Source organism: Pelagibacterium limicola (genome assembly GCF_015694405.1).
GTDB lineage: Bacteria > Pseudomonadota > Alphaproteobacteria > Rhizobiales > Devosiaceae > Pelagibacterium > Pelagibacterium limicola.
In genome coordinates this window covers 38,561-62,529 of sequence record NZ_JADQDB010000001.1, presented here as the reverse complement: position 1 = coordinate 62,529, position 23,969 = coordinate 38,561, and the positions used below count along the sequence as shown (strand labels likewise).

Below are 23,969 nucleotides of genomic sequence, written 5' to 3'. Positions count from 1 at the left end.
AAAGATGTCGAAAATCCTCACAGGAAACGAATTGCTCTCCGGGGCTACCGTCTATCTGGACGGGCATGGCAACTGGGTTGAAGACCTGCAAATCGCGCGGGTGTTTGCCAAGGACGAGTCCGAAGCACTCGATGCTGCGCTGGCCGCGACAAAGGCAACTGGCCGGGTCATCAGCCTCGAGATCGAGGATGTCGAGGTGAGGGGCGGCCTCGTCTATCCGCATCGTATCCGCGAGCGCATTCGCGCCGAGGGGCCGACGGCACCACGCTTCGACCGCCAGCATCTCGATGAGGACAGCCATGTATCGATATGACGAGTTTGACGCTGCCTTCGTCAATGAACGGGTAGCGCAGTTTTCCGACCAGGTCCGGCGACGCATTTCCGGCGAGTTGACCGAAGACCAGTTCCGGCCGCTCAGGCTGATGAACGGGCTTTATCTTCAACTTCACGCATACATGCTGCGGGTGGCAGTGCCCTATGGCACGCTTAATTCGCGTCAGATGAGAATGCTTGCGCATATCGCGCGAAAGTATGACCGGGGCTACGGGCATTTCACCACGCGGCAGAACATTCAGTACAACTGGCCGAAGCTGCGCGACGTGCCTGCGATCCTTGCCGATCTGGCGAGCGTCGAGATGCATGCGATCCAGACCTCGGGGAACTGCATTCGCAATGTGACGACGGACCAGTTCGCCGGCGCGGCGGCCGACGAGATCATCGATCCGCGGCCTGTGGCGGAGATCATCCGGCAGTGGTCGAGCCTGCATCCCGAATTCACCTTCCTGCCGCGCAAGTTCAAGATCGCCATTACCGGCGCACCGAACGACCGGGCCGCGGTCAAGTTCCATGATATCGGGCTGATGGCGCAGACCAATGGGTCGGGCGAAATCGGTTGGGCCGTATATGTCGGCGGCGGGCTTGGGCGCACGCCGATGATCGCCAAGCTCATCAACGGTTTCGTGCCGCACGAGCACCTGCTGGCGTATCTGGAATCAATCCTGCGGGTCTACAATCGCTACGGGCGTCGTGACAACAAGTACAAGGCGCGTATCAAGATCCTCGTCCATGAAGAAGGGCTCGAGAACATCAAGGGCCAGGTCGAGGAAGAGTTCGCCCATATCCGCGGAGGCGTGTTGACGCTGCCGCAGGAGGAACTGGACCGCATCAACACCTATTTCGCCCAGCCTGCATACAAAGACATTGGCGTGGTCGATATCGACATCGAACGTGAAAAGATTATCGATTCTGCCTATGGGCGGTTCCTCGAGAACAATACCTTCCCGCATGCGCGGCAGGGCTATACGTCGGTGACGATCTCGCTCAAGCCTATCGGCGGGGCGCCCGGCGACGCCACGGCTGACCAGATGGATGTGGTCGCGGATCTTGCGGAAAAATACTCATTCGATGAGTTGCGGGTCTCCCACGAACAGAACCTCGTACTGCCGCATGTAGCGCTGACGGATCTTCGGGCCGTCTATGACGCGCTGGTTGAGGCCGAACTGGCGGACGCCAACGCAGGAGAGATCACCGACATGATCACCTGCCCGGGGCTCGATTATTGCGCGCTGGCCAATGCACGGTCGATCCCGATTGCGCAGGATATTTCGCAGCGATTTGCCTCGCCCGAGCGCCAAAAGGAAATCGGCAAGCTCAAGATCAAGATTTCGGGCTGCATCAATGCCTGCGGCCATCACCATGTCGGCCATATCGGCATTCTGGGTGTCGAAAAGAAGGGCACCGAGCTTTACCAGATCACCGTTGGCGGTGACGGGAGCGAGGACGCGGCGGTGGGCAAGATTCTTGGCCCGGGTTTCGTTGCCGAGGACGTGCCGGACGCAATCGAGAAGCTGGTCGATGCCTATATCGAAAAGCGCGAAAGCGCCGACGAGACGTTCATCGCGGCCTATCGTCGGCTTGGCGATGCCCCGTTCAAGGAGGCGCTCTATGGCAATGGCTAGCCCTATCGTTTCGGCGGAGCCGAAGCACGACAAGCTGCGTCAGCTCGGGATCATTGCGCTCAACGGCATGTTCGACGAGATGGATGCCGAGGGCGTACTGCGGCAGGCCGTCGACGACCTATTGCCGGGCGATATCGCTATGGTGTCGTCCTTTGGCGCCGACTCTGCGGTGCTTTTGCATTTGGTCTCCCAGGTCGATCCGAACCTCCCGGTCTATTTCCTTGAAACGGGAAAGCATTTCGCCGAGACGCTCGATTATGTCCAGACGCTCAAGTCGCGGCTCGGACTCGCCAACGTCATCGCGCTGCATCCGGACTCGGCCGATCTCAAGCGTTTCGATCCCGATGGCGTGTTGTGGGAAACCGATCCGGACTCTTGCTGCCATATTCGCAAGACCGAGCCGCTCGAAAAAGTGCTCGCTGGCTTTGGCGGTTGGGTGACGGGACGCAAGCGGTTCCAGACCGCTGAGCGCGGTGTGCTGCCCCATTTCGAGCTGACGAGCGATGATCGCATCAAGGTCAATCCGCTTGCCTATTTCAGCAACGAAGATATCGAAGCCTACAAGGCCAGATACGACCTCCCCGATCATCCGCTCTATCAAGAGGGCTACAAATCCATCGGGTGCGCGCCTTGCACAAGCGCGGTGGCCGACGGCGAAGACCCGCGCGCCGGCCGGTGGCGCGGGCTCAACAAGCAGGAATGTGGCATCCATTTCGATTTCAATGGGAGCATCGCTAAGCCGGTGAGCCAATCTCAACTGACCCTGTTCAAGGACGGGGAATTCAAGGCCGACCCCTGGCGCTCCTGGGCGGAAGGGGACGAAGCCTCGAGCGTGCGCTACACGCATGTTCCGGTGAGCGTATTCATCGAGCATCGCGAAGCGTTTCTTGCCAGTCCCCACCCCATCGGGTTGCAGGTCGATCCGGGAGAGAAGGTCGAAGAGGTAGCGGACGATCTGTCGCGGTTTTCCTCCGTCGCCATCAATTTCCCGGCGTTTGGCGACGGTCGCGGCTATTCGAGCGCGCGCCTGTTGCGTGAGCGGTACGGCTATGAAGGCGAATTACGGGCCATTGGCGACGTGCTGACGGACCAGATTCCTTTCATGCGGCGGTGTGGGATCAACGCTTTCGTCGTCACCAATATTGCGACGCGCAAAGCCATCGAAGCCGATGCACTGGCCGAGGTGCGCCTTTACTATCAACCGGTCGGCGCCAGCCGCGAAGTGCCGGTCGGCACGCGGCCCTTTCTGCGGCGCAACGCGAACTATACTTGAGCGGCATCGTCCGTTATAGCACGCCCGGCCATCAGACTTACGGCTTTGAGGACTATTCGTATGAGCGGAAATGAAGTTGTGACCGATGTGGTGATCATCGGCGCCGGCCCGGTCGGGCTGTTTGCGGTATTCGAGCTTGGGCTCGTCGACCTCAAATGCCATGTGATCGATATCCTCGACCGGCCCGGCGGGCAGTGCGCCGAGCTTTATCCGGAAAAGCCGATTTACGATATTCCCGCTTTCCCGGAGATTTCCGGGCAGGGCCTCACCGACAATCTGATGAAGCAGATTGCGCCTTTCGGGGCCGAATTTCATTTCTCGCAGATGGTCACCCAGCTTGAAAAGCTGGACGATGGCAGTTTCCGGGTGACGACAGATGCGGATGAGAAATTTGTCGCCAAGGTCGTGGTCATAGCCGCAGGTGGTGGGTCGTTCCAGCCCAAGCGACCGCCAGTGCCGGGAATCGAGGAATACGAGGGCAAGTCCGTCTTCTATGCGGTGCGGAAGATGGAAGAGTTCCGCAACCAGGACATCGTGATCGTGGGCGGCGGGGACTCTGCTCTGGACTGGACGCTCAATCTCGAGCCGCTCTCGCGATCATTGACGCTGGTACATCGGCGGGACGAATTCCGTGGCCACGCCGATAGCGTCAACAAGATGCGGGCGCTGGTGGCGGATGGGAAAATCAATTTCGTCCAGGGCCAGCTGTCTCATCTCGAGGGAGAAGGTGGGCAACTCTCGCACGTTCATCTCAAGACCCCGGCTGGCGACATGAGCGTTCCCGCGACCAGGCTGCTGCCGTTCTTCGGGCTCACTATGAAGCTCGGGCCGGTCTCGGACTGGGGGCTGGAGCTGTACGAGGGCAATCTCATCAAGGTCGATACGGAGAAATTCGAGACCAGTGTGCCCGGCATATTTGCCATCGGCGATATCAACTGGTATCCGGGCAAGCTGAAACTGATCCTTTCCGGATTCCACGAAGGCGCATTGATGGCGCAGGCCGCCAAGCGCATTGCGCACCCTGGCGAAAAGGTCATTTTCCAGTATACGACTTCCTCTACGAAGTTGCAGAAAAAGCTCGGGGTGGCCTGATGCACATCATCGTAACTGATCAGAACGGAACCGTTCACGAACTCGAGGCACTCGAGGGCTGGCGCGTGATGGAGGTGATCCGGGACTGGGGGCTCAACATCAAGGCCGAGTGCGGCGGCTCATGCGCCTGTGCGACATGTCACGTGTTCGTTGATCCTGAATGGGAAGAACGGCTAAATCCGCCCACGGCCGAAGAAGAAGACATGCTCGATACCGTTCCCGACGTGCGAACCAACTCGAGGCTTTCTTGCCAGATTCTGATGAGCGAGGATCTTAACGGGCTCAAGGTTACGCTCGCCGATTCAGCTGCGCAGGAAGAAGCAGCTTAACGGGACAACCGGCAGCGCAGCATAGTTGCGTCGGCATCTGCCGTGTGCTCTACCTATCAGCGTTCATTAAGCGCTGTCGTTTCCCGCCATGTCCATTGTCGAATTACTCCCTTATGCGATCGCGTTGGCGATCGCTGCAGCCATTCCTGGCCCGGGTATCGCCGCCTGCGTTGGCAAGGCACTGGGCTCGGGTTTCCGTCCAGCGACTTATTTTGCGACGGGGCTTGTCCTGGGGGATCTGTTTTACCTGACGCTGGCCGTTCTTGGACTGGCCGCGGTCGCGGCAGCGTTTTCCGGGATATTCGTCCTCATTAAAATTCTCGGCGCCGCTTATCTCATATGGCTCGCCTGGAATTTCTGGCGAGCCGGAATTGACCCTGACAAAGTCGAAGCGCGCAAAGGGAACGGGTTCTGGGCCTCGCTGTTTGGCGGCTTTTCCGTCACGCTAGGCAACCCCAAGACGATCATTTTTTACATGGCGCTTCTTCCCACGGTGGTCAAACTGAACGAGGTGACGTTCGAGCGTTACCTTTGGCTCGTGCTGGCGACGATCGTGGTACTCTATGTGGTCGTCGTTCCCTATATTGCCCTGGCTGCCAAGGCGCGCGACTTCCTGCGCAATCCGCGGGCGCTCAAGGTCCTGAACCGCGGGGCCGCCGGGGCGATGGCGAGTGCCGCCGCTTACATTGTCATCAAGCAATAGTCGCGTTACCTTTTTCTCGCCCCAAAAATACCTTAAGTGTGGCAGCAACCCCCCGACGGGAATCGAGTTATCCGGCTAGCACAATGGTGCTGACTGGTAAAAATTCTCGAGAAAGGGAGTTCCCATGCCAAAATTTGCTCTTGTTTCCCCCGTCGCTCTCGCCCTTGGCCTTGCCCTGACAGGCGCTGCCGCCGCGCAGAACATGATCGGCACACAGGACGTTACCGACGCCGATTGGTCGGCAGTGCAGGAACACTGCGATCAGCTGGTTGCAGATGAGGTGACGGCTGGTATGGAGGAAACGGACGCTGACGATAACGACAGCGGCCACCCCGTCATTACGGGCAATGTCGATTTCGACGCGATCACTCTTGAAGATTGCCGCGCTGCGGGTCTTGTCAGCTAATCTGGCCACGGCTCCAAAAAACGCCCCCGCTTCCTCGGAGGCGGGGGATTTTAAAGCGCTCCCTGGACTGGGGGCAGCTTATAAGTCCGATCGGCAAGTCGCTCCGCCGATATCGGTTTCTTCATATTCATAGGAGCGGCGGTAACTGCCGGGCGGGCATCCAATATCGGCCAACACACGGTGTCGGGCCGAAATAACCGCAAAAAAGGAGTACCACATCATGCGTAAATTTGCTCTTGTTTCCCCCATCGCTCTTGCCTTTGGGCTGGCGCTTACCGGTGCTGCTGCCGCGCAGGTAATGGTCGGCGATCAGGAGGTCCGGGATGAGGACATGCTGGACGTTCAGACGCATTGCGAAGCGCTGGCCACAGCCGCGAGCACGGCGGCTTCACCCAATGAGGCGACCGTTCAACTCGATGAACTCGCCAACCAGCGGACAGGCGTCGAGCTTACCACGATCACCGTCCAGCAGTGTATTGATGCTGGATTGATTGATGGTCCCGTGCCGGGGTTGACGCCAACCGTGACCACAGCACCAGGAACTGACGACTCTGCGGATGATGGTGAGGACGACGAGATCGACGACATCACCAACGATTAAACGCTGCTGCATTTGATCGGGAAGCGGGCAGAACTTACATTCTGTCCGCTTTGCTTTTTGCGGTGTCCAGCCTTGTCAATTCGCCGATAAAGTCCGACACGGCTGGCGATTTCTGCACGGAGAAAGGCAGGGGGCGGACGACGCGGATGGCGGCGATGCCTACGCGGACGGTCATCAGGCCGTTGACCACGCCTTCGCCCAACCTGGCCGAGAGTTTTGTCGCAAGGCCCTGTCCGAGCAACTGTTCTATCACACCATCGGTCAATACCAATCCACCGGTGACGGCAAGGTGCGCAAGAATTGTCGAGATCAAGCGCATGAAACCGAAGAGGCCCGGGCGGGCGCCATAAAGATCGGCAAGGTTGCGGGCCAGTCGAAAGCTCTCGAAAACGACAAATGCTATGTCGATAAGCGCGCGTGGAGACACCGCGGTGACCAACGCTACCCTCCGGGCGCTGGCGGCTGTCAGTACGCGGGCGCGGGCGTCGAGAGGCGCCATGAGCGCACGCTCGGTGATGCGAACGAGTTCGGCGCCGTCAAGAATGGTTTTGGCGTCCGCGACGAGTTCGGCGCGCGCGCGGGCGAGATCAGCTCGATCCGCATAAATTACAAGCAACTCGTCGGTGATTTTTCGGGCGTGGGGCAGGTTATCACCCTCAAGGGCCACTACGCCGCGGGCACGAAGTTTATCGAGGGTACGCAGGCGCAATAGTCCGAGCACTTCGCGGGCGGCCAGGACAGCGAGGGCAAGGACGAAGAGCGCAAGAGCAGCGAGCCCAATCCAGCCGAGCCATTCATAGCGGGCGAAGAGATCGCGGATCAACCGTTCGGCGGCGAGGGCTAGTCCGAGGGAGACGAGTGTACCTCCGGCCCAAAGCGCAAGGGCGCGCCATCGGCGGCCTTTGCGTCTGGGTAGGGAAGCGGCCTCAGGCGTGAGTTCGCCTAGCCCGGCAAAGACATCGGCCTCCAGCTCTGCCGCTTCGCTGGCAAAGGCGCGCGGTGCGCGGACTGGGGCAGGGCCTTCCGCCGGCGGACGGGTGGGCATGGCACGAGGCTCTCTCATTGCATGCGGTCTCCGATCAGATAGTCGAGCGCGCGGTCGAGCCGAATGTTGGGCAGAACGGGATCTCCGGTTTGCGATACCTCGTATGCCGCGGGCGGGAGGAAACGCAGGAAGTTGAGTTGAGGTGTAGATTCAACCGTTTTGAACAGTGAGTCCGGACTTTGCGGCAAGTCTCCGGGAAACAAGGCGATTTCTGTCTTGCCGTCATAAACCGTTCCGCCCAGGCGCTGACCTTCTTCCGGGGTCCCGATGATGGTGTCCAGCGTTTCCCCGTTATGCTTGACCGTGCCTTCGCGCGTGGCGCGTATAGCCGCGATTGCCAGTGAGCGGGCCTCTGCGCCTGCGAACTTGGCGCGCCGCGCGGCGCTGGCCACAAGGCGATTGAGGATCGCTTCGAGGCGCGGGTGCGAGGTATGGTGCAGGAGATCTGCCTTGGTCGCAGCAAAAAGGATCCTGTCGATCCGCCGGGTGAAGAGGCGCGAGATAGGGTTCGAGGCGCCCTGACGAAAACAGGCGAGGACCGAGGTCAGCGCCATTTCGAGATCGGCAACCGCTTCGGGTCCGGCATTCAGCGCGCGGAGTGCATCCACCACGACGATCTGGCGGTCGAGCCGGGCGAAGTGGTCTCGGAAAAAGGGGCGGACGACGACCGCCTTATAGGCTTCGTAGCGGCGCTCGAGCATGGCGTAAAGGCTCGATGAGCGCGGCGTGGCAGCGGGCGGTGGAAGGGGCGCAAAAGTGAGCGCAGGGGAGCCCTCGAGGTCCCCGGGCATCAGGAAGCGACCCGGCGGCAGAGTCGAGAGCGCCTGGGTATCGGACTTGGAATCGCGCAAATATTGCGTGTAGGCAGCGGCCAGGCTCTCGGCTGCTGCATCGGTGGCCTCGACGCCGGGATCGGTAGCAGTGACCAGATCGAGGTAGGGCCTTGCCACGGGATCGCGGGCCGGACGGTTCGCCAGCGAAAGGGCTTCTTCGCTCCATTGGGCGTAGGATCGGGTCAGTAAGGGCAAATCCAGCAGCCATTCGCCGGGGTAGTCCACGAGATCGAGGTTGAGCGTCGATATGCCGAACCGGCTCCAGAGCCAGTTGTTGGACTGGTAGCGCAGGGTAAGCCGGAGCTGGGAAATTCGGCGCGTGCTATCGGGCCAATGCGGTTGTGCGCCGGTGAGTGCCTTAAGGTGGGCTTCGTAGGCAAAGCGCGGCGTCGCGCTGTCGGGATGTTCGGCGAGCTGCGCGCCGATCAATCGGCCTTCGGCCATCGGCGCAAAGCCTGGCAGGCGGGCCCCCGTCAGGAGGTTATGGATGAAGGCAGTGATGAAGATGGTTTTGCCAGCCCGGGAAAGGCCCGTCACGCCAATGCGCAGGGTGGGGGTTACCGTGCCCGATGCGGCGTCGGCGAGGTTGCCGAGGGCAATGCCCAATTCGTCGGTCATCCTTGTCGGCAAATCGGGCAAAAGCTTTTAGTCTCCGCGTGCTGAACGAAGGTAGGTTGCGGAACGGGGAATGTGAAGGGGCCCCTGCCGGTGCTCCCGCCATTACGTCATGCCGATGGCATCTTCTCGAATTTGGGGATAGCGCCGTCGAGCACATCCCAAGGATGGCCACGGAAGGCGTAGGTTACGGCTTGTGGCTCGAACATGCGGGGGTCATCGAGACTGGTGGCATGGATCGCCGTCAGGTCGGGCATCGCCGCAAATGTCAGGTAAACCGGGGTGCCGCAGATCGGGCAGAAGTGATGGGTCTTGTCGTTTCCGCTGTCAGCGGTGACGGTCCATTGTGAGGACTGTCCGGTCACCAAATCTGCTGCGGGCTGCATAAAGCTGAGATAGGAGCCGTGGCCGGTACCGCTCCGCTTCTGGCAGTCAAGGCACTGGCAGTGGTTCTGGGAAACCGGTTCGGTGCTCGCGCCGTAGCGAATTGCACCGCAAGCGCAGCCGCCCGTATAGGTTATCTTGTTCATCTTGATACCTCTTGCGCTGTTTTGGGCTTGGCAAAGATGTCGAGACCCTTTCCGGTTTCCAGGAAGGATTTGAGGCTGGAAAGGACGATCGGCCAGCCTCGACGCATGCCGTTTTCCATGCGGCTACCGACCAAAATTTCGTCGTGGTTCACGGTCAGGCGCACCATGTCGGCATATTCATCGATGGTGAAGGTCACCCGGCTGAACATCGCGGGATCATGGGCCTCCGAGGCATTGGCCCATGTCAGGACGAGGCGGGTGGGCGGGGTATGCTCGATAACTTCACCGACCAGTTCTACCGATTGCGTCTCGTTGTCCCGCACGTGCTCCCATTTGGCGCCGGGCTGCCAGTCCGACACGTTGCCGTGACCCCAATACTGTCTCGCGATCTCGGGCCGGGTGATGGCCTCGAATACCCTTTCCGGCGTCGAGGCGATGTATGTGACATAAACAAAACTGGTACGTTCGGCTGTCATTCATTATCTCCTTCGAGCTCCTTCTTGAGCTCGTACAACATGGTCAGGCGCTGGAGCTCGAACTTGCGAACCCATCGCTCGTAAACATCGTGAAGCGGGACCGGGTTGATGAAATGCAGTTTTTCCCGGCCGCGTTTGACGGTTGTGATGAGGTTGGCGGCTTGAAGGATGTCAAGGTGCTGTGTCGCGGATTGCCGCGTCATCGCCAGCCCATCGATCAGCTGGTTGAGCGTTTGCCCATTGTTCTCATAGAGCAGATCGAGCAGTTTCCTGCGCGTTGGGTCGCCCAGCGCCTTGAATACCTTGTCGTCGTCCATCGGTCTCATTTCTGTCTGCAGCGATAATAGGCAGGTATTTGCCTGCATATCAAGATGGAAAATGCACTGGGATTTTGTAGAGGCGCGCGTCAGAAATTCACGTGATTTTCCACAGTCTTATGGAAGGCCGACTCCGCAACCGGATTGCTTTGCTCTTTCAGCCCCGTTCCAAATTGTTCAAGACACGCGCGAAGGAACGGCGACCAATGTGGCCCAAAATCGGAACCAAGTGCTGGGCTCTTGCGAAGGGCTCAACGGAAGCGTGGAGGGGAGCGGCTCGCAGCTAATCCCTTGCTATGGGCAAGAGGAGCGAAGTCCTCGCTCCTCTTGATGGCTGTTATTCCGTCCCGATCTTTTCCAGATCATAAGGCGTGGACTGATAGATCTCGTTGATCCAGTTCTGAAACATCAGGTGCGCGTGGCTGCGCCAGCGGTTTTCAGGGTCGATCGTCGTATCGCCGTCCGGAAAGAGGTTTACCGGCAGAGCGGGATCGAGGCCGGCTTTGACGTCCCGTTCGTATTCGTCGACCAGGGAACGGTTGTCGTATTCGAGATGGTTGAGCATATAGGCCGCGCGGAGCTTCTTGTCGCCAAGCATGCAGACGCCGATCTCCTCGCTGTCGATCAGGACCTCCAGATCCGGACCAATCGAGGCGCGGTCGATATCGTTGTAGCGCGAGACGGGGATCATTGGACTGTCCGACAGGCCGCGGAGCAGGGGCGATGGATTGACGATCCGATGGCGGAAGACACCAAATGCCTTTTTGTCCATGCGGTAGCGTTTTACATCGTGGAAATGGTGGAGCGCGGCCTGCGCGCCCCAGCAGATGAACATTGTGTGATGCACATTGGTCTGCGTCCAATCCATGATCTCAAGCATTTCGGGCCAGTAACGCACGTCCTCGAAGGGGATGTGAGCAACCGGGGCGCCGGTCACCACGAACCCATCGAACTTGCGTTGCCTGACGGTTTCCCAGGTCTGGTAGAATGTCTCGAGATACTTCTGGGGCGTATTTTTCGATGCATGATCGGTGATGCGCACCAGCGTCAGGTCGACCTGTAGAGGTGTTGCGCCGATGAGACGCGCGAACTGGGTTTCGGTACGTTCCTTGTTGGGCATCAGGTTCAAGAGCCCGATCTGCAGCGGACGGATGTCCTGCCGGATCGAGCGCGTTTGGTCCATGACGACCACGCCTTCAGCTTCGAGAGTCCTGCGGGCTGGGAGCTGATCGGGGATGCGGATGGGCATTTTTTACGTCCTCATTGGAATGTCATGCGGGTCAGCGGGCATCGATTGCCCTGCACATGAGTTCCATGAAGTCATTCTTGTCGCGGACCATCGCGAGGTCCTCCGCGTCAATTTCGTAGCCGAAATTATCGGCCAAGGCCTGATACCGCGGCAGGCGGTCGCGTAGGAGCGCCTCGAAGCCCCAGACGGCGAACGCGTCGGGGTCGACATCATCGTCATGCCGAACGTCATTCAAGCGCTTGAACTCATCCCATTTCTCGATGAGGAAGGCCGGCGGGTAATACATCGGCTTGGGGGCTGCCCGGAAGCGGTCGACGAGGCGCTGGGCGTCGCCCTCGCTGCCCTTGAGATAGACGAGTACGGTGTTTTCCCGCAGCGCCTTGACCACCGCGTCCTCGGGGTTGTGCGGATCGAGGACCTCGATCAGCGAGCCGCCTGTGTCGCACAGGAAATCGTCGTAACCGTAAAGGTCCTTGGCGCGCTCGATAAAATACGGAACGTCAAGCAGGGAGTAGACCTCCGCCATCCGGTGCTGCTCCTGCCGGCGCTGGTATTCGGCGAAAGGCAGGCCACCCTTTTGGGGATCGCCGGGCGTGCCGAGATAGGTCGAGAGCGGCTCGAGGTTATCGAACGTAATGTTGGATGAAATGTAGATCGAATCCGAGCGCAGGAGTTCGGCAAGGAAGGGAACCTTCATTGCCTCGCGCTTGAAGTTGTCCACGATGAACTCGCCCATATGCCGCGTGCCTATGCGGAAATCCACCGAGAAGTGGAACCAGTCCGCCTTGCGCAACAGGTTGCCCAGCCGTGTCTTGCCGACGCCCGCCATGCCGAAGACGGTCACGGCCTTGCGAGGAAGGGCTCTGAATTCTGCGGCGTTCGCGAAGTGCATGGCAGACCCGGTAATTCGTTCAAGAGCAGCCGTTTAGACCATTGCCGGGGCGCAAACAAGCGATGAGGCCGGGCAGAAATTGCCGGGATAGTGGAGAAAGATTCCGGGCTGGGCATGCTGATGGACGGCATGTCCGTTCTAAAGTCTAGGAAATTCAATCAGTTGAGAGTCTGGCATCCGGCTTGCTTCGTGTTTTGTGAATATGTGCGCACTGGCGCCGGCAATACGGAGAGTAAAATGGGTATTTATGGTGCTTTGGCGACGGCCGTGACGGGGATGCGAGCCCAGGCATTTGCGCTCGAGAACATCTCGGGCAACATCGCCAACTCCCAGACCACGGGCTACAAGCGGATGGAAACCGGGTTTATCGACCTCATTCCTGATGCGGCAGTTGGGCGGCAGGTGCCGGGCGCGGTTCTGGCCTACTCACGCTCAACCAACGATGTGCGTGGCGATATCATCACCTCGCCCACGGGAACACATATCGCGCTCAACGGCTCGGGCTTCTTCATCGTTTCGCAGAAAACCGGAACGACGGATGGGCAGGCAGTGTTTGGCGATGCCAACTTCTATACGCGGCGCGGCGACTTCGAGATGGACCGCGAGGGGTATCTCATGAATGGCGCCGGTTATTATCTGCGCGGCGTGCCGATCGATGCCGAGACAGGGAACGTTGCGGGCTCGGTCCCCGAAATGATCAAGATCGGCAACGGGCTTATCCCTGCGCGTTCGACAACCCGGGTCCAGTACCAATTGAACCTCCCGGCCGTGCCGGCCGTCGGGCTGCTCTATGCGCCGGCGCAGACAGGAACCAATACGGGCGGCATCGCCGGCGGCGATTTGCTGACCGCTTTCACGGATTTTTCTGCAGGTGAGACCTTTACGATCAATACCGGACAAGGAGTGCAGACATTTACCGAGGGTGTCGACGGCACGACCGTGCAGGAGCTCATCGACTGGATCAACGGTAATGCCAATATCAACGCGACGGCCTCGCTTGCTGGCGGCAATATCCAGATCGTCGCCAACGACGTGCAAACGGGCCTGACCATTGCAGGTTCAGGTCAGCTTCCAGGTGTCACGACCCAAGGCGTGCCCGAGTTTCTCAATCAGACTGTAGAGGGCGGGGCGATTACCGTCTATACCCCCAATGGCGCGTCGGTGAACGTTCAGATGCGCTGGGGTATGCTGTCGGAAAATCCGAACACCTGGCAGCTCTATTACATGTCTCAGAGCAACCCCCAGCAGTGGGTGACGGTCCCAGGAGGCGAGTTCGGGTTCAACGCTGCCGGCGCGCTTGCTACATTGGGCGGCAACCCTGTTGCTGCTGGCGATGTCGTGCAACTCAACCTCCCGAACCTGACCGTGAACGGTACTACGGTCGGGAATGTGATGCTGGATTTCGGCATAGGCGGGATCACCCAGTTCAGCAACGCCAACGGTCGCGCCTCGGTAACCCAGCTCAGCCAGAACGGTTATGCCGCGGGCTCATTCATGTCGGTCGCCATCAACGACGCAGGACGCGTGGTGGCCACCTATTCGAACGGCGAGCAGATCGAGCTCTACCAGATCATTACCGCCAATTTTAATGCACAGAACATGCTCAAGCGCATGGATGGCGGCGTCTATGCGGCGACCGCGCAATCGGGCGAGGCAATCCTTTCGATCGACGGCGGGATTTCCGGCGGTGCTCTGGAATCCTCTAATACTGACATTTCGGACGAGTTTACTAAGCTGATCGTAACCCAGCAGGCTTACGCTGCCGGCACTCGCATCGTGTCAACGTCCGACAAGATGCTGCAGGAAGCCCTGAATATGATCCGCTAGTTGCGACAGAACGTCTTAAACTGGAGAGACGGACGTGGGACTAAGTTCGACACTTTCAAACGCTCTTGGCGGCATGAATGCAAGCCAGCGCGGGATCGATGTACTTTCACGCAATGTGGCCAACCAGGGTACGCCTGGTTACCACAGACAGTCCCTTGTCATCACCGAAACGGCGTATGGCACCAGCGCACAGGTACGCACGGCGGAACTCACTCGCGCCTTCAACGAGGCGCTGGAAAAGCAGCACCTCGTTGCGGTTTCAAACACGGGATTTCATTCGGCGCGCGCATCGTTTCTAGACCGTTTGCAGATGCATATCGGCAAACCGGGAAGCGCGAACTCCCTCGATACGCTTTATACCGGGTTCGAAAACGCGCTTCAGGCTCTGGCGACCAATCCCAACGACGTAACGACACGGGCCGGCGTGCTCAACACCGCGCAGCACCTGGTAGAGCAGCTCAACCTCCTGAGCGGCGCCGTGCAGGAGATGCGGCGCGAGACCGAATCCCAGATCACGAACGCGGTTTCCGATCTCAACCGCAACCTCAAGGCGCTTGCCGACGTCAACATCCGTATCCTTGATCTGTCCCAGGACCAGGCGGCACGGCTCTCACTGATGGATGAGCGCGACCGGCTGGTGGCGATGGTCGCCGAGAACATCGACGTCCGCGTGAGCTACAGGTCTGATGGCACGGTTTCGCTCATGACCGAATCGGGCGTGGGCATTCTCGACGTGATGCCGTCCGAATTCACCTTTTCGACTGGAGGCGCGCTATCGGCCACGTCGCAGTTCAGCACCGATCCGGCGCAGAGCAGCGTGGGGGCGCTCAAACTTCGCACGCCATCGGGCCTTGAAATCGATCTGGGCGCGCAACGGCTCCTTTCTTCCGGCAAGATCGCCGGGCTGATGGAGTTGCGCGATACGACGCTGGTCAACATGCAGGATCAGCTCGACGAAATCGCCGCCGGATTGGCCTTGGCGCTCAATACCGTGACGACGGCGGGTACGAGTGTGCCGGCCACAAATCCTGGCGATCCGGCGGGTTTTGAGCTCGATCTCAACAATATCCGCCCCGGTAACTCGGTGCTCCTGAACTATACCGACTCCAGTGGAACGCACACTGTGCGGCTAATCCATACTGAAGACGGAACCGTGCCGCCTTCGCCCAACGCCCGGGGTGAGCGGGTCATTGGCGTGGATCTCAGTGATCTGGGGGCGGCCGCGACCGCGCTCAACACTGCGCTGGGCCCTGACGTGACCTTCACCGACGAGGGTGGTGGCGTCCTGCGCATGATGGACGACGGGGGAACCAACTCCTCAATAGCGGCCATGACATCCTTTGTTACAGCGTCGGGCAATCAAAGCGGCAACGCTGCGCTGAACCTGTTCGTAGACGCCTATGGAGTGCCCTTCAGCAACAGCCTTGATGGGACCGACCAGAAGATCGGTTTTGCGAGCCGGATCCAGGTCAATTCCGCGCTTGTCAGTAACCCCAACCTGCTCGTCCAATATGATGTGGATGTGTCACTCGGCGATCCTACACGGCCTCGCTTCCTGCTCGACAGCCTCAAGTCGATGCAGTTCACCTCTGAAAAAATGACGTCCATTTCCGATGGCGGCGTACGTCTGTCCGGTAAGGTCGGCGAAATGATCGGCCAGATGATCAACCATCAGGGCAATGTGGTGGCCAGAGCAGAGAGCCAGTACGCTGCCGTCCAGTTTACGCTCGATACGCTGACTCAACGGATGTCGGCGGAGTATGGCGTCAACGTTGACGAGGAAATGGCACGGCTGATGCAGCTGCAAAATACCTATTCAGCAAGCGCCAGAGTGGTTTCGGTCGTCCAGGAACTGATCGACGCCCTGATGCGGATGTAAGAGGCCAACTGGCATGATTGTGAACAAAGCGCTTTACCCGGTTTCGACGACGATCAAGACGATCAACAATATGCAAAAGCAGATGGAGAGCCTCCAGATGCAACTTGCGACCGGCAAGCGTCACAATACGCTGGCCGAAATCGGTTCGGACCGCGTTCACGACCTCAATATTCGGGCGCGGCTGGGACGAATTGCCGGCTTCCAGGCCAACATCCAGACGGTCGAGACCCGACTTTCTTTCTATACCAAGTCCATGCAGCGCCTCGACGAGATTGCGGGCAGTGCGCGCGGGCTCGCAGTGCCCGGTGCCTATGGTACGAACGGGATCAACCTCGCTAACGCCCAGAGCCAGGCTTCGACGCTGCTCAAGGAAGTGATCGATACGCTCAACACCGATATCATGGGGCAGTACATTTTCGGTGGGAACGCCTCGGACCGCAAGCCGGTGGCGAGCTTCGACCAGATCATGCACGGGCCGAACGGTTTCGTGCCCTTTGTGCAGGCGCGGCATGGCGAGGATCTCGCCAACACTGGCAGGCTGGACCGGATTGTCGCTGGCGACACGGTTTCGCTCGTGGAAGACGGCGACCACGATTACGGTTTCAAGCTCGTGGGCGGCTCGTCGACAAATCCGGGGATTACCGTCACACTTGACCCTATGGATCCGCTGGACCCGGATGGTGCACAACGAGTCGATGTGCAGTTCGGCTCACAGCCGGTTGCGGGGCAGGAAGTCACCTTGATCGTCAGCTATCCCGACGATCGCAACCGCCATGAGACGATCACGCTAAAGGCGACGACGGAAGTCCCTCCGCCGGCAGGAACGTTCCTTATTGGCGCTGATGAAAATGCGACGGCAACGAATTTTTCTGCTGCGCTCGGCAACAGGCTGGACAAGCTGACCAGCACAAAATTGACTGCAGCTTCCACCTATGCCGCTGCCGACCAGTTCTTCACAAAGCGCGGGGAGTCCCAGCACCCCCAAGCGATGCAGTGGTATAACGGTCAGGATGTCGGGGCCAACGGCAACCCGCGACAGACCGTTTCCGCCGACATCGATGAATCGACGAAGGTAAGCTATGGCGTCCAGGCCAACGAAAACGGCATTGTCGAGCTGATGAAAGGGCTCGCAGTGTTCGCTGTCAGCCAGCTCACGCCGATCGATGAAACCAATGCTGGGATTTACGATGGGCTGGTCGGACTCCAGCGTGCGCGCTTAGCTAATGTCAACAACGCGCAGCCGGGTTCGATTCAGGTCATCACCATGGAACTCGGCCTTGCGGCCAACACGCTCAATACGGTCAAGGCGCGGCATTCCCAGTACGATGCCGAACTCAAGACGATGCTTTCGGCTATCGAGACGGCGCCCGTTGAAGAGGTTGCGATGCAGATGCTGACGCTGCGCACACGCCTCGAAGCCAGCTATCAGGTCACCTCGATGGTGAGCCAGCTTACGCTCGTGAATTACCTGAGGTAATAGCAGAACCGGACCGCTCGGAACGAACGTCCGCCGTTCGCTCGGTCTATTTGGACCGCAGGCCGGCCGCAATTTCCTTGTTGATCAGGATCAGCGTGTCGAGTTTTTCGGGCTCGGGGCGGGCCAGAACGGCGACCGTGTGCTTCATCACGAAAAGGCCGAGATTGGCGATGTTCTGCTTGATGGGCTGGGGAAGGGGATTTTCCTCCCGCGTAACGGTCTGCAGGAAAATGCTCCAGAGCTTGCGGTTATAGGTCAGAGCCTTATCGAGGTCCCCCGATTGGTCTTCCCAATTGTCGCGAATGCGTTGGAGCTGGACGGCACTTTTGGCAAGGAGATTGGCTTCCAGATCGCGCGGATTAACCGTCTTCTGGGCCGTCTGTTGATACGCCTGTGCTCCGTGCTGCTGCATTTGAGAGAAGTTCCCCCTCATATTCGATTAGCTTTTTTGCAACCCTAAGGGCTTTGTATAAATCGCCGGTTAAGATTTCATTGTTTATCTGATCAATAAGGGGAAGCGTCGAGGGTGCGGCACGGACGACATCGTTGACCATCTCGAAGTAGCTCTTCTGGAGCTTTTCGACAGAGCCTTCGACATACATGATCTGAATGGCCAGATAGATGGCCTTGGCCGGAGTGTCGGCGGTGTCGGGCGTGAGGATATCCTTCTCGCGAAGGATCGGCGCCTTGCCCTCGATGAACAGCTTGGTGCGCTGGTCTCCGTTGGTGACGACGCAGGTGCCCAGGAGCAGCTTTTCGCCAGGCTTGAGCTCGACCTTGAGTGCCATTTTTCGCTTTCCCCCGGCGGCGGACGATCTAGCCGAACAGTCGCAGCACCGATTGATCCGCCTGGCTGGCAAGCGAGAGTGCGGTCTGGGACAATTGCTGACGCGTCTGGAGAGCCAACATGTTGGCGGCTTCTTCGTTGGTGTCGGCGAGCGTTAGGTTGGCCGCGCCGGATTCCAGTGTGTTGATCATCTGCTTGGTGAAATTCTGCCGCGCCTCGACCACCGTAAGGTTGGCGCCGAAGCGGGAGGCCTGGGTGCGCAACGTGCCCAAGGCGTCCTTGAGTGTCGAGAGAGTCGACTCGATATCGACCGTGGCGTCAAACCCGTCCGCGGGTAGTTCAAGCAAGTTCAGGTTAAGGGCATCGAAGGCCACACCCTGAATGACCAGCCTCGACGTCCCGTCTTCATTGAACAGGACCTCGAGATTGTCGCCGTTTATGAGGTTCACCCCATTGAAAGAGGCGTCCTTGGTCATATCCGAAATCTGCTGGAGCAGTTCGTTGTATTGGGTAACCATTTCCCGGCGCTTGGGATTGACCACTTCGACCGTCGTTCCGGTTGGGGCGCCCAAGTGGTTGCCGGCAGTCAGGCCGGTGGCTTGGAGCGTTGCGGCGGTGCCCCCGATCTGAACGGAATTGCTACCGACACCCTCAATGGTGATGAAACCACCGTTGCCGGTCACGGTGAACTGATTGGTGCCGGCGCTGGTAGCGGCGGCGGCCTGAAGTTTGGCCAGAATATCGCCTGCCTGGTCGCCAACGTCGATGGCAACGTCGACCCCGTTTATGGTGATTGTTCCGGCCTGGCTCGCTACCGCAGGCGTCTGGTTCACCGTGCCTGAAGACAATCCAACTGCGTTTACCGCCGTGTTATCGCCGGCTATGACCAGTGAGTTGGTGCCCACCGCTTCAACGGTGATGACGCCACCAGACTCGGAGACCGTAAAGGCCGTTGTGCCGCCGCTAGCCGCTTCGGCCGCTTGGAACGCGGCCATAACCTCCGTAAGGCCGTCGCCCGGGGCGATGGTCACGGTATGGCCGTTGATGGTGAAGCTGCCGGTGGTCGCGGGGGCACCGGGATCGGGCGCGTATGCCCCTGCCATTGCCGTAGCGGCGCCGGAGGTGCCGGCAACGGTCAGCGTGTCATCCAGATTGGTGCCCATTGAAAACACGACATCGGTGCCGCTCATGGCGATCGTGAAATCATTGAATCCGTCGGCATTTCCGGCGATTGCCGCTTGAATTTCACTAAGGACCGTATCGATGTCCTTGCCGCCGCTGACATCGATGCCGATTTCGGGCGGCGTTACTGCGCCAGAATCGTTGTCGTGGAAATAGATGGTGTAGGTGTCGGTGCCGTCGGTAAAGGACAGGGTGGTGCCATCGGCAAAGCCGTTGGTCATCGCTGTGGCATTGCCGGCTGCACCTAAGTCAACGGTTCCCTCAGCCGGTCCTGGAGGCTGGGCCGCCGCAGCTGTAAATCCGGTCAGATTGGCCGTCGCAATGGTCGCCGGCTGCGCCGGCTGAGCGCCGGCGATCGTCAGGGCGCTGAGGTTGACGGTCGTAACGGATCCAGCTTGACGCACCGGTTGCTGAACGGTTGGTGTCGTCTGAAGAGCCTGACGGGCCGTCGCTTGTGCCGCTTCAACCAGCTTGGATATGGCAGAAATGCCTTTGTCGGCAGCCTGCAACGTCTGCACGCCATTCGAAATGGCGTCCATGAGCAGGTCCAGATCCTTGGAGCGGGCTTTCAACGCCGAGGCCGTAAAGAAGTTGGTAGGATTGTCGAGCGCCGAATTGACCTTGAGGCCGGTCGCGAGGCGCTCCTGTGTACGATCCATCATCTTGGCCGTATTTTGCAGGTGCAGGAGGTTCGCGCGTACGGCTTTCGAAAGGGTAACGTCGGTCATGGCCATCGTCTCGCTGACAATTTTGCAGAATCAGCCCGCTAACGAGCCGTTAACCAAAAGTGACTCACGAGGTGCTACCGAATGGTTAACAGAATCTATCTTGGGGACACGAAATTAATGATTTCGTTCAGATAGAGCGGTCGCGCAGATGGAAGGGAGAATAGGGAGGCTGCCAGTCGTTCCGCGTATTTCTGGCAGCCGGGCCGGTTGACACCTTTTCCTGCGGTAGCAGAGATGCGAGCCGGCTGGCTTCGAAAAGCGTTCGGGACGAAACGGAAGCGCTAACAGCCTGAGCTGGCTGCAATTTTTTATCGCCATCCCGGTGCGGGGCAGGCGAGCGTGGCGGGGTCTGGCCAAGACTGGCCCCTCGCGACTCCGATGCCGACTCGATGGCTTCCGACTCCGGACGCGATTGCGCGCGGCGTGCGCTGGACGCGACACCGAGCGGGCCTTGCATCAGGGTAATTTGTCCAACCACCGTTAACGAAGTTCCTTACCTGGCCGGCAAAAGCTACCGGGCAGTTTATGCCGGCAAGGGTTGGGCTATCGTTATAACGGTCGATAAAATTGTCTTAAAATGAGACAGTCGGGCCCGCGCTAGAGCGCGCGATCGATGGAAATGCCCCTGAGCGGCTCTTCGGGTTTACGGGCAGGAGCGTTGGGGGCGGAATACGTCTTGGGTTGCTGGCCGGCACTGACCTGACGGGCCACATCGGCGAGCAGGTTTTCCGTCACATTGCGTGCCGTCGCGAGGACGCGGAGATTCTCGGCCATCTGAGTTGCCAGGGCTTCATGGCCGCGGCGCAGCGCATCGACTCTCAATGGGGCTTCGGCCTTGAGGCGTTCGGCAACCCGCTGCACGGCACGGGCAATGGTCACGTAATCCTGTGCGAGCTTCGTCTTGTCGGCAGTCAGTTCGGCCGCCTCGCGCATATGGCCGGCGCGCAGGAGGGTGGTCTCGCGGTTCATGATCTCGACGAGAACTGCAAGAGCGGTTTCGGCGCGGTCGCAAAGCGTTGCCGCATCGAGCTCTTCGAGGGCGGCCAGGCGTTCAGCGGCTGTCATTTTTCGTAGGCTCCTATTGCGCTCGCGCGGAAGACTGGCGCGGGGTCGTAATGCTGCTGCTCGATAAGGGCGGTGACCATTTGGTCGGCGAGCCCGATGCCTCCGGCCTTGGCCATGAGGTCTGCGTACTGTTCGGCCATCATGCCGCGCCAGGTTTCTTCGGCGTGACCGCCGCCGAACATCGAGTCGGTTTCCAGACCCTTGAACATTTCGGCGACGAGGGTGTTAAGAAACACGCCTTCGAGTTCGACGGCTTTTTCCTTAAGTCGATCGATCGCCCGACCCGGATTGGCTGCGGTCGGCAGGCTGTAGCTGGTGGAAATCGACATCAGATCACCTCGATTTCCGCCTGCAGGGCGCCGGAGGCCTTGATCGCCTGGAGAATGGCGATGAGATCCCGCGGGCTGATGCCCAAGGCATTGAGACCATCGACGAGCTGCTGGAGCGAAATCGATTCCGGCACCACGGCAAGCTGACTTTCCGTCGTGAGGACATCGATTTGCGTGCGCGGTTCGACGGCTGTCTCACCGAAGCTGAAGGGCTCGGGCTGAACGATTGTGGGATTTTCCGAAACGGTAATCGTCAGGCTTTGATGGGCAATGGCGACTGTCGAGACGCGCACGTCCTTGCCGATAACGATGATGCCGGAGTTCTCGTTGATGATGATACGGGCTGCCTGATCGGTCTGGATTACCAGCTGCTCGATGTCAGTCAGGAGATCGACGATATTTCCGTTGAAGTTTTGGGGGAGGGTGAGGCGTACGGTTGCCGGGTCCGATGGAATGGCAACGGGCACGCCGATGAGATTGTTGATCGCCAGGGCGATGCGCCGTGAGGTGGTCAGGTCCGGATTCCGGAGTGAAAGACGCAGCGAGTGCTGGGCGCCGAGCGAGAAGCTGATTTCACGTTCGATCAAAGCACCCGAAGAAATGCTCCCAGTCGTCGGTACGCCGGACACAACCGTTGCCGCATCGCCGGCGGCGGTAAAGCCATTGATGATGACCGGGCCTTGGGCGATTGCGTATACTTCCCCATCGGCGCCGAGCAGCGGCGTAACGAGGAGGGTGCCGCCCTGAAGGCTGGTGGAGTCGCCGAGTGCTGATACGTTGACGTCGATGCGGTTGCCCTGCGCGGCGAAGGCGGGCAGGTTGGCGGTAATCATGACGGCGGCCACGTTGGCTGTGCGCAAGTTTTCGCCGCGAGTATTCACCCCCATCCGCTCGAGCATCGCGACGAGGCTCTGGCGCGTGAAGGGCGAGTTGTTGAGGCTGTCGCCCGTGCCGTTAAGGCCCACAACCAGCCCGTAGCCCACGAGCTGGTTGTCGCGAATGCCCTCAATGCTGACGATATCCTTGATCCGCGCAGGCGCGGCGTAGGCGGCCCCCAGCGGCGCGATACCGACCGCTATGGCAACGAGCCAGGCGATTGTTGTCCTGATGAAACTGCGCTGCATCGTATTCCCCGATTCCTTGTCCCGCCAACTGCCTCCCCAGGCGGAGGGCGGGCCTTCTGCCTGGGAAATAGCGAAAAGCGTGCCAATTCGGGTAACGTGTTCTAAGTGATTGAAATTTATAGAGTGCCGGCGGGTCTCCTAGAACTCCTGGCCCCGTCACCCGGCAGGGATTGCCGGTTCGTTAAGGTAAAATTAACGGGCATGGGCAAAATCTGCCGGTTAGAAAACGATTAACCATGTCGGGCGGAACGGATATATGCGCATCGACGGTACTGGGCGGATCATACCCGGCGTGGGCCGGGGTACCGGCCATGCGAGCCGGAGCGGGGAGGCCTTCAGACCCGAAGCGCCAGCCACGCAAGCGCGCGCTCAACAGACCTCGATGACCGCAGCTTCCACCGGGATAGATGCACTTTTGGCCCTGCAGGCCGTGGACGATGCGACGACAGGCAGGCGCAAGGCGGTCAAACGTGCCAACCTTCTGCTCGATGCGCTGGAGGAAATTCGCGCCGATCTTCTGGGAGGGCGAGTTAACGAGGGGCGTTTGAACCGTGCTGTCGCGCTTCTGGGACAAGCCAAGGGCGCGATCGAGCCCGAGCTTGAGGCTCTTGTTGCCGACATTGAATTGCGCGTTCGGGTGGAACTGGCCAAGCTCGGCAGATATCCCCCTCTGTGACCCGTTCGCCGCACAGGGCGGTCACGCATTAGGGATGAGGGCAAAAGGATGTTGCTCCAATTTTAGGTTGAACCTATATAGGCGGCGACCTGCGGTTCGGGGAGTGAGTCTATCGATGTCGGTTGATGCCCTTGCTGAAGACTACCGTCCTTCCGAGGACGAGGAATTCATGAACCCGCGGCAGCGGGACTATTTCCGGCGCAAGCTGGAGGACTGGAAGAACGAGATATTGCGCGAAAGCCGCGAGACGCTCGAGAACCTGCAGGAAGAGAACACCAACCATCCCGATATGGCCGACCGTGCGTCATCGGAGAGCGATCGTGCGCTGGAGTTGCGCACCCGTGACCGCCAGCGCAAGCTGATTGCCAAGATCGATGCAGCCCTCAAGCGCATCGATGACGGCACCTACGGTTATTGCGAGGAAACTGGCGAACCCATAGGTATCGCCCGCCTTGATGCCCGTCCCATCGCTACCCTGAGCCTTGAGGCGCAGGAGATGCATGAGCGGCGCGAGAAGGTTTATCGCGACGATTGATCGCTTTGCTTCAACGGAATTTCCAAGGCCCGCTTCAATGG

General features: G+C 59.5%; 26 protein-coding genes. 13 read left to right on the top strand and 13 right to left on the bottom strand.

Features of this window, described 5'->3' with window-relative positions; translation table 11 throughout:
• Positions 1–4: 4 nt before the first annotated feature.
• The 8 genes from I2G20_RS00320 to I2G20_RS00285 all read left to right on the top strand — a co-directional run bounded on the left by I2G20_RS00320 (position 5) and on the right by I2G20_RS00285 (position 6,362).
• Positions 5–313 carry a DUF2849 domain-containing protein gene (locus I2G20_RS00320; RefSeq protein ID WP_196257692.1) on the top strand — a complete coding sequence of 103 codons (309 nt, stop codon included), beginning with the start codon at positions 5–7 and terminating at the stop codon, positions 311–313.
• Positions 300–1,958: a nitrite/sulfite reductase gene (locus tag I2G20_RS00315; RefSeq protein ID WP_196257691.1), complete on the top strand. Its 1,659-nt coding sequence runs from the start codon at positions 300–302 to the stop codon at positions 1,956–1,958. The genes I2G20_RS00320 and I2G20_RS00315 overlap by 14 nt, the downstream gene beginning before the upstream one ends.
• On the top strand, positions 1,945–3,231 hold the full coding sequence (locus I2G20_RS00310) for a phosphoadenylyl-sulfate reductase (RefSeq protein ID WP_196257690.1): 1,287 nt from the start codon (positions 1,945–1,947) through the stop codon (positions 3,229–3,231). Before I2G20_RS00315 ends, I2G20_RS00310 begins: the two co-directional genes overlap by 14 nt.
• Before the next feature lie 60 nt (positions 3,232–3,291).
• Positions 3,292–4,323, top strand: coding sequence for an NAD(P)/FAD-dependent oxidoreductase (locus I2G20_RS00305; RefSeq protein WP_196257689.1), 1,032 nt, complete (start codon positions 3,292–3,294; stop codon positions 4,321–4,323).
• Positions 4,323–4,652, top strand: a complete 330-nt coding sequence (locus tag I2G20_RS00300; RefSeq protein ID WP_196257688.1) for a 2Fe-2S iron-sulfur cluster-binding protein — start codon at positions 4,323–4,325, stop codon at positions 4,650–4,652. The genes I2G20_RS00305 and I2G20_RS00300 overlap by 1 nt, the downstream gene beginning before the upstream one ends.
• 88 nt (positions 4,653–4,740) lie before the next feature.
• Positions 4,741–5,355: a LysE family translocator gene (locus tag I2G20_RS00295; protein WP_196257687.1), complete on the top strand. Its 615-nt coding sequence runs from the start codon at positions 4,741–4,743 to the stop codon at positions 5,353–5,355.
• Positions 5,356–5,479: 124 nt separating this feature from the next.
• Positions 5,480–5,761 (top strand): hypothetical protein, encoded by a 282-nt coding sequence (locus I2G20_RS00290; protein ID WP_196257686.1) that lies wholly within the window; start codon positions 5,480–5,482, stop codon positions 5,759–5,761.
• Positions 5,762–5,981: 220 nt separating this feature from the next.
• Entirely contained in the window at positions 5,982–6,362 is a 381-nt protein-coding gene (locus tag I2G20_RS00285; protein ID WP_196257685.1) for a hypothetical protein, read from the top strand.
• Between the two features lie 34 nt (positions 6,363–6,396).
• On the opposite strand, the gene I2G20_RS00280 is transcribed toward I2G20_RS00285, so the two are convergent.
• The 7 genes from I2G20_RS00280 to I2G20_RS00250 form a co-directional block, all read right to left on the bottom strand.
• Positions 6,397–7,425: a YcjF family protein gene (locus tag I2G20_RS00280; RefSeq protein ID WP_196257684.1), complete on the bottom strand. Its 1,029-nt coding sequence runs from the start codon at positions 7,423–7,425 to the stop codon at positions 6,397–6,399.
• Positions 7,422–8,858 carry a YcjX family GTP-binding protein gene (locus tag I2G20_RS00275; RefSeq protein ID WP_196257683.1) on the bottom strand — a complete coding sequence of 479 codons (1,437 nt, stop codon included), beginning with the start codon at positions 8,856–8,858 and terminating at the stop codon, positions 7,422–7,424. The genes I2G20_RS00280 and I2G20_RS00275 overlap by 4 nt, the downstream gene beginning before the upstream one ends.
• Positions 8,859–8,965: 107 nt before the next feature.
• Positions 8,966–9,385: a GFA family protein gene (locus I2G20_RS00270; protein ID WP_196257682.1), complete on the bottom strand. Its 420-nt coding sequence runs from the start codon at positions 9,383–9,385 to the stop codon at positions 8,966–8,968.
• Positions 9,382–9,861, bottom strand: coding sequence for an SRPBCC family protein (locus I2G20_RS00265; RefSeq protein ID WP_196257681.1), 480 nt, complete (start codon positions 9,859–9,861; stop codon positions 9,382–9,384). The genes I2G20_RS00270 and I2G20_RS00265 overlap by 4 nt, the downstream gene beginning before the upstream one ends.
• Positions 9,858–10,178, bottom strand: a complete 321-nt coding sequence (locus tag I2G20_RS00260; protein WP_196257680.1) for an ArsR/SmtB family transcription factor — start codon at positions 10,176–10,178, stop codon at positions 9,858–9,860. The genes I2G20_RS00265 and I2G20_RS00260 overlap by 4 nt, the downstream gene beginning before the upstream one ends.
• A gap of 337 nt (positions 10,179–10,515) precedes the next feature.
• Entirely contained in the window at positions 10,516–11,427 is a 912-nt protein-coding gene (locus I2G20_RS00255) for a homoserine O-succinyltransferase (protein ID WP_196257679.1), read from the bottom strand.
• 31 nt (positions 11,428–11,458) lie between these two features.
• A complete protein-coding gene (locus I2G20_RS00250; protein WP_196257678.1) occupies positions 11,459–12,319 on the bottom strand; it encodes an ATPase in 861 nt (286 codons plus the stop codon).
• A gap of 237 nt (positions 12,320–12,556) precedes the next feature.
• Between I2G20_RS00250 and I2G20_RS00245 the strand changes: the two genes are divergently transcribed.
• The 3 genes from I2G20_RS00245 to I2G20_RS00235 are packed head-to-tail and all read left to right on the top strand — an operon-like array spanning position 12,557 to position 17,502.
• Positions 12,557–14,146, top strand: a complete 1,590-nt coding sequence (locus I2G20_RS00245; RefSeq protein ID WP_196257677.1) for a flagellar hook protein FlgE — start codon at positions 12,557–12,559, stop codon at positions 14,144–14,146.
• Between the two features lie 34 nt (positions 14,147–14,180).
• Positions 14,181–16,025 (top strand): flagellar hook-associated protein FlgK, encoded by a 1,845-nt coding sequence (gene flgK / locus I2G20_RS17415; protein ID WP_196257676.1) that lies wholly within the window; start codon positions 14,181–14,183, stop codon positions 16,023–16,025.
• Between the two features lie 13 nt (positions 16,026–16,038).
• Entirely contained in the window at positions 16,039–17,502 is a 1,464-nt protein-coding gene (locus I2G20_RS00235; protein WP_196257675.1) for a flagellin, read from the top strand.
• Between the two features lie 46 nt (positions 17,503–17,548).
• Here I2G20_RS00235 and flaF read toward each other — a convergent pair whose 3' ends face one another.
• The 6 genes from flaF to I2G20_RS00205 form a co-directional block, all read right to left on the bottom strand.
• Positions 17,549–17,914, bottom strand: a complete 366-nt coding sequence (flaF, locus tag I2G20_RS00230) for a flagellar biosynthesis regulator FlaF (protein WP_196257674.1) — start codon at positions 17,912–17,914, stop codon at positions 17,549–17,551.
• Positions 17,862–18,290: a flagellar biosynthesis repressor FlbT gene (gene flbT, locus I2G20_RS00225; RefSeq protein ID WP_196257673.1), complete on the bottom strand. Its 429-nt coding sequence runs from the start codon at positions 18,288–18,290 to the stop codon at positions 17,862–17,864. The genes flaF and flbT overlap by 53 nt, the downstream gene beginning before the upstream one ends.
• A 28-nt stretch (positions 18,291–18,318) precedes the next feature.
• The gene (locus I2G20_RS00220; RefSeq protein ID WP_196257672.1) at positions 18,319–20,199 is read right to left on the bottom strand and encodes a flagellin N-terminal helical domain-containing protein; all 1,881 of its coding nucleotides are present in this window, start codon (positions 20,197–20,199) and stop codon (positions 18,319–18,321) included.
• 597 nt (positions 20,200–20,796) lie between these two features.
• Positions 20,797–21,264 carry a hypothetical protein gene (locus tag I2G20_RS00215; RefSeq protein ID WP_196257671.1) on the bottom strand — a complete coding sequence of 156 codons (468 nt, stop codon included), beginning with the start codon at positions 21,262–21,264 and terminating at the stop codon, positions 20,797–20,799.
• Positions 21,261–21,593, bottom strand: a complete 333-nt coding sequence (locus I2G20_RS00210) for a rod-binding protein (RefSeq protein ID WP_196257670.1) — start codon at positions 21,591–21,593, stop codon at positions 21,261–21,263. Before I2G20_RS00210 ends, I2G20_RS00215 begins: the two co-directional genes overlap by 4 nt.
• The gene (locus I2G20_RS00205; protein ID WP_196257669.1) at positions 21,593–22,717 is read right to left on the bottom strand and encodes a flagellar basal body P-ring protein FlgI; all 1,125 of its coding nucleotides are present in this window, start codon (positions 22,715–22,717) and stop codon (positions 21,593–21,595) included. Before I2G20_RS00205 ends, I2G20_RS00210 begins: the two co-directional genes overlap by 1 nt.
• Positions 22,718–22,973: 256 nt before the next feature.
• Between I2G20_RS00205 and I2G20_RS00200 the strand changes: the two genes are divergently transcribed.
• Together I2G20_RS00200 and dksA are read left to right on the top strand one after the other, a co-directional pair.
• Positions 22,974–23,393: a flagellar assembly protein FliX gene (locus I2G20_RS00200; RefSeq protein ID WP_196257668.1), complete on the top strand. Its 420-nt coding sequence runs from the start codon at positions 22,974–22,976 to the stop codon at positions 23,391–23,393.
• Positions 23,394–23,508: 115 nt separating this feature from the next.
• Positions 23,509–23,928: an RNA polymerase-binding protein DksA gene (gene dksA, locus I2G20_RS00195; RefSeq protein WP_196257667.1), complete on the top strand. Its 420-nt coding sequence runs from the start codon at positions 23,509–23,511 to the stop codon at positions 23,926–23,928.
• Positions 23,929–23,969: the final 41 nt, after the last annotated feature.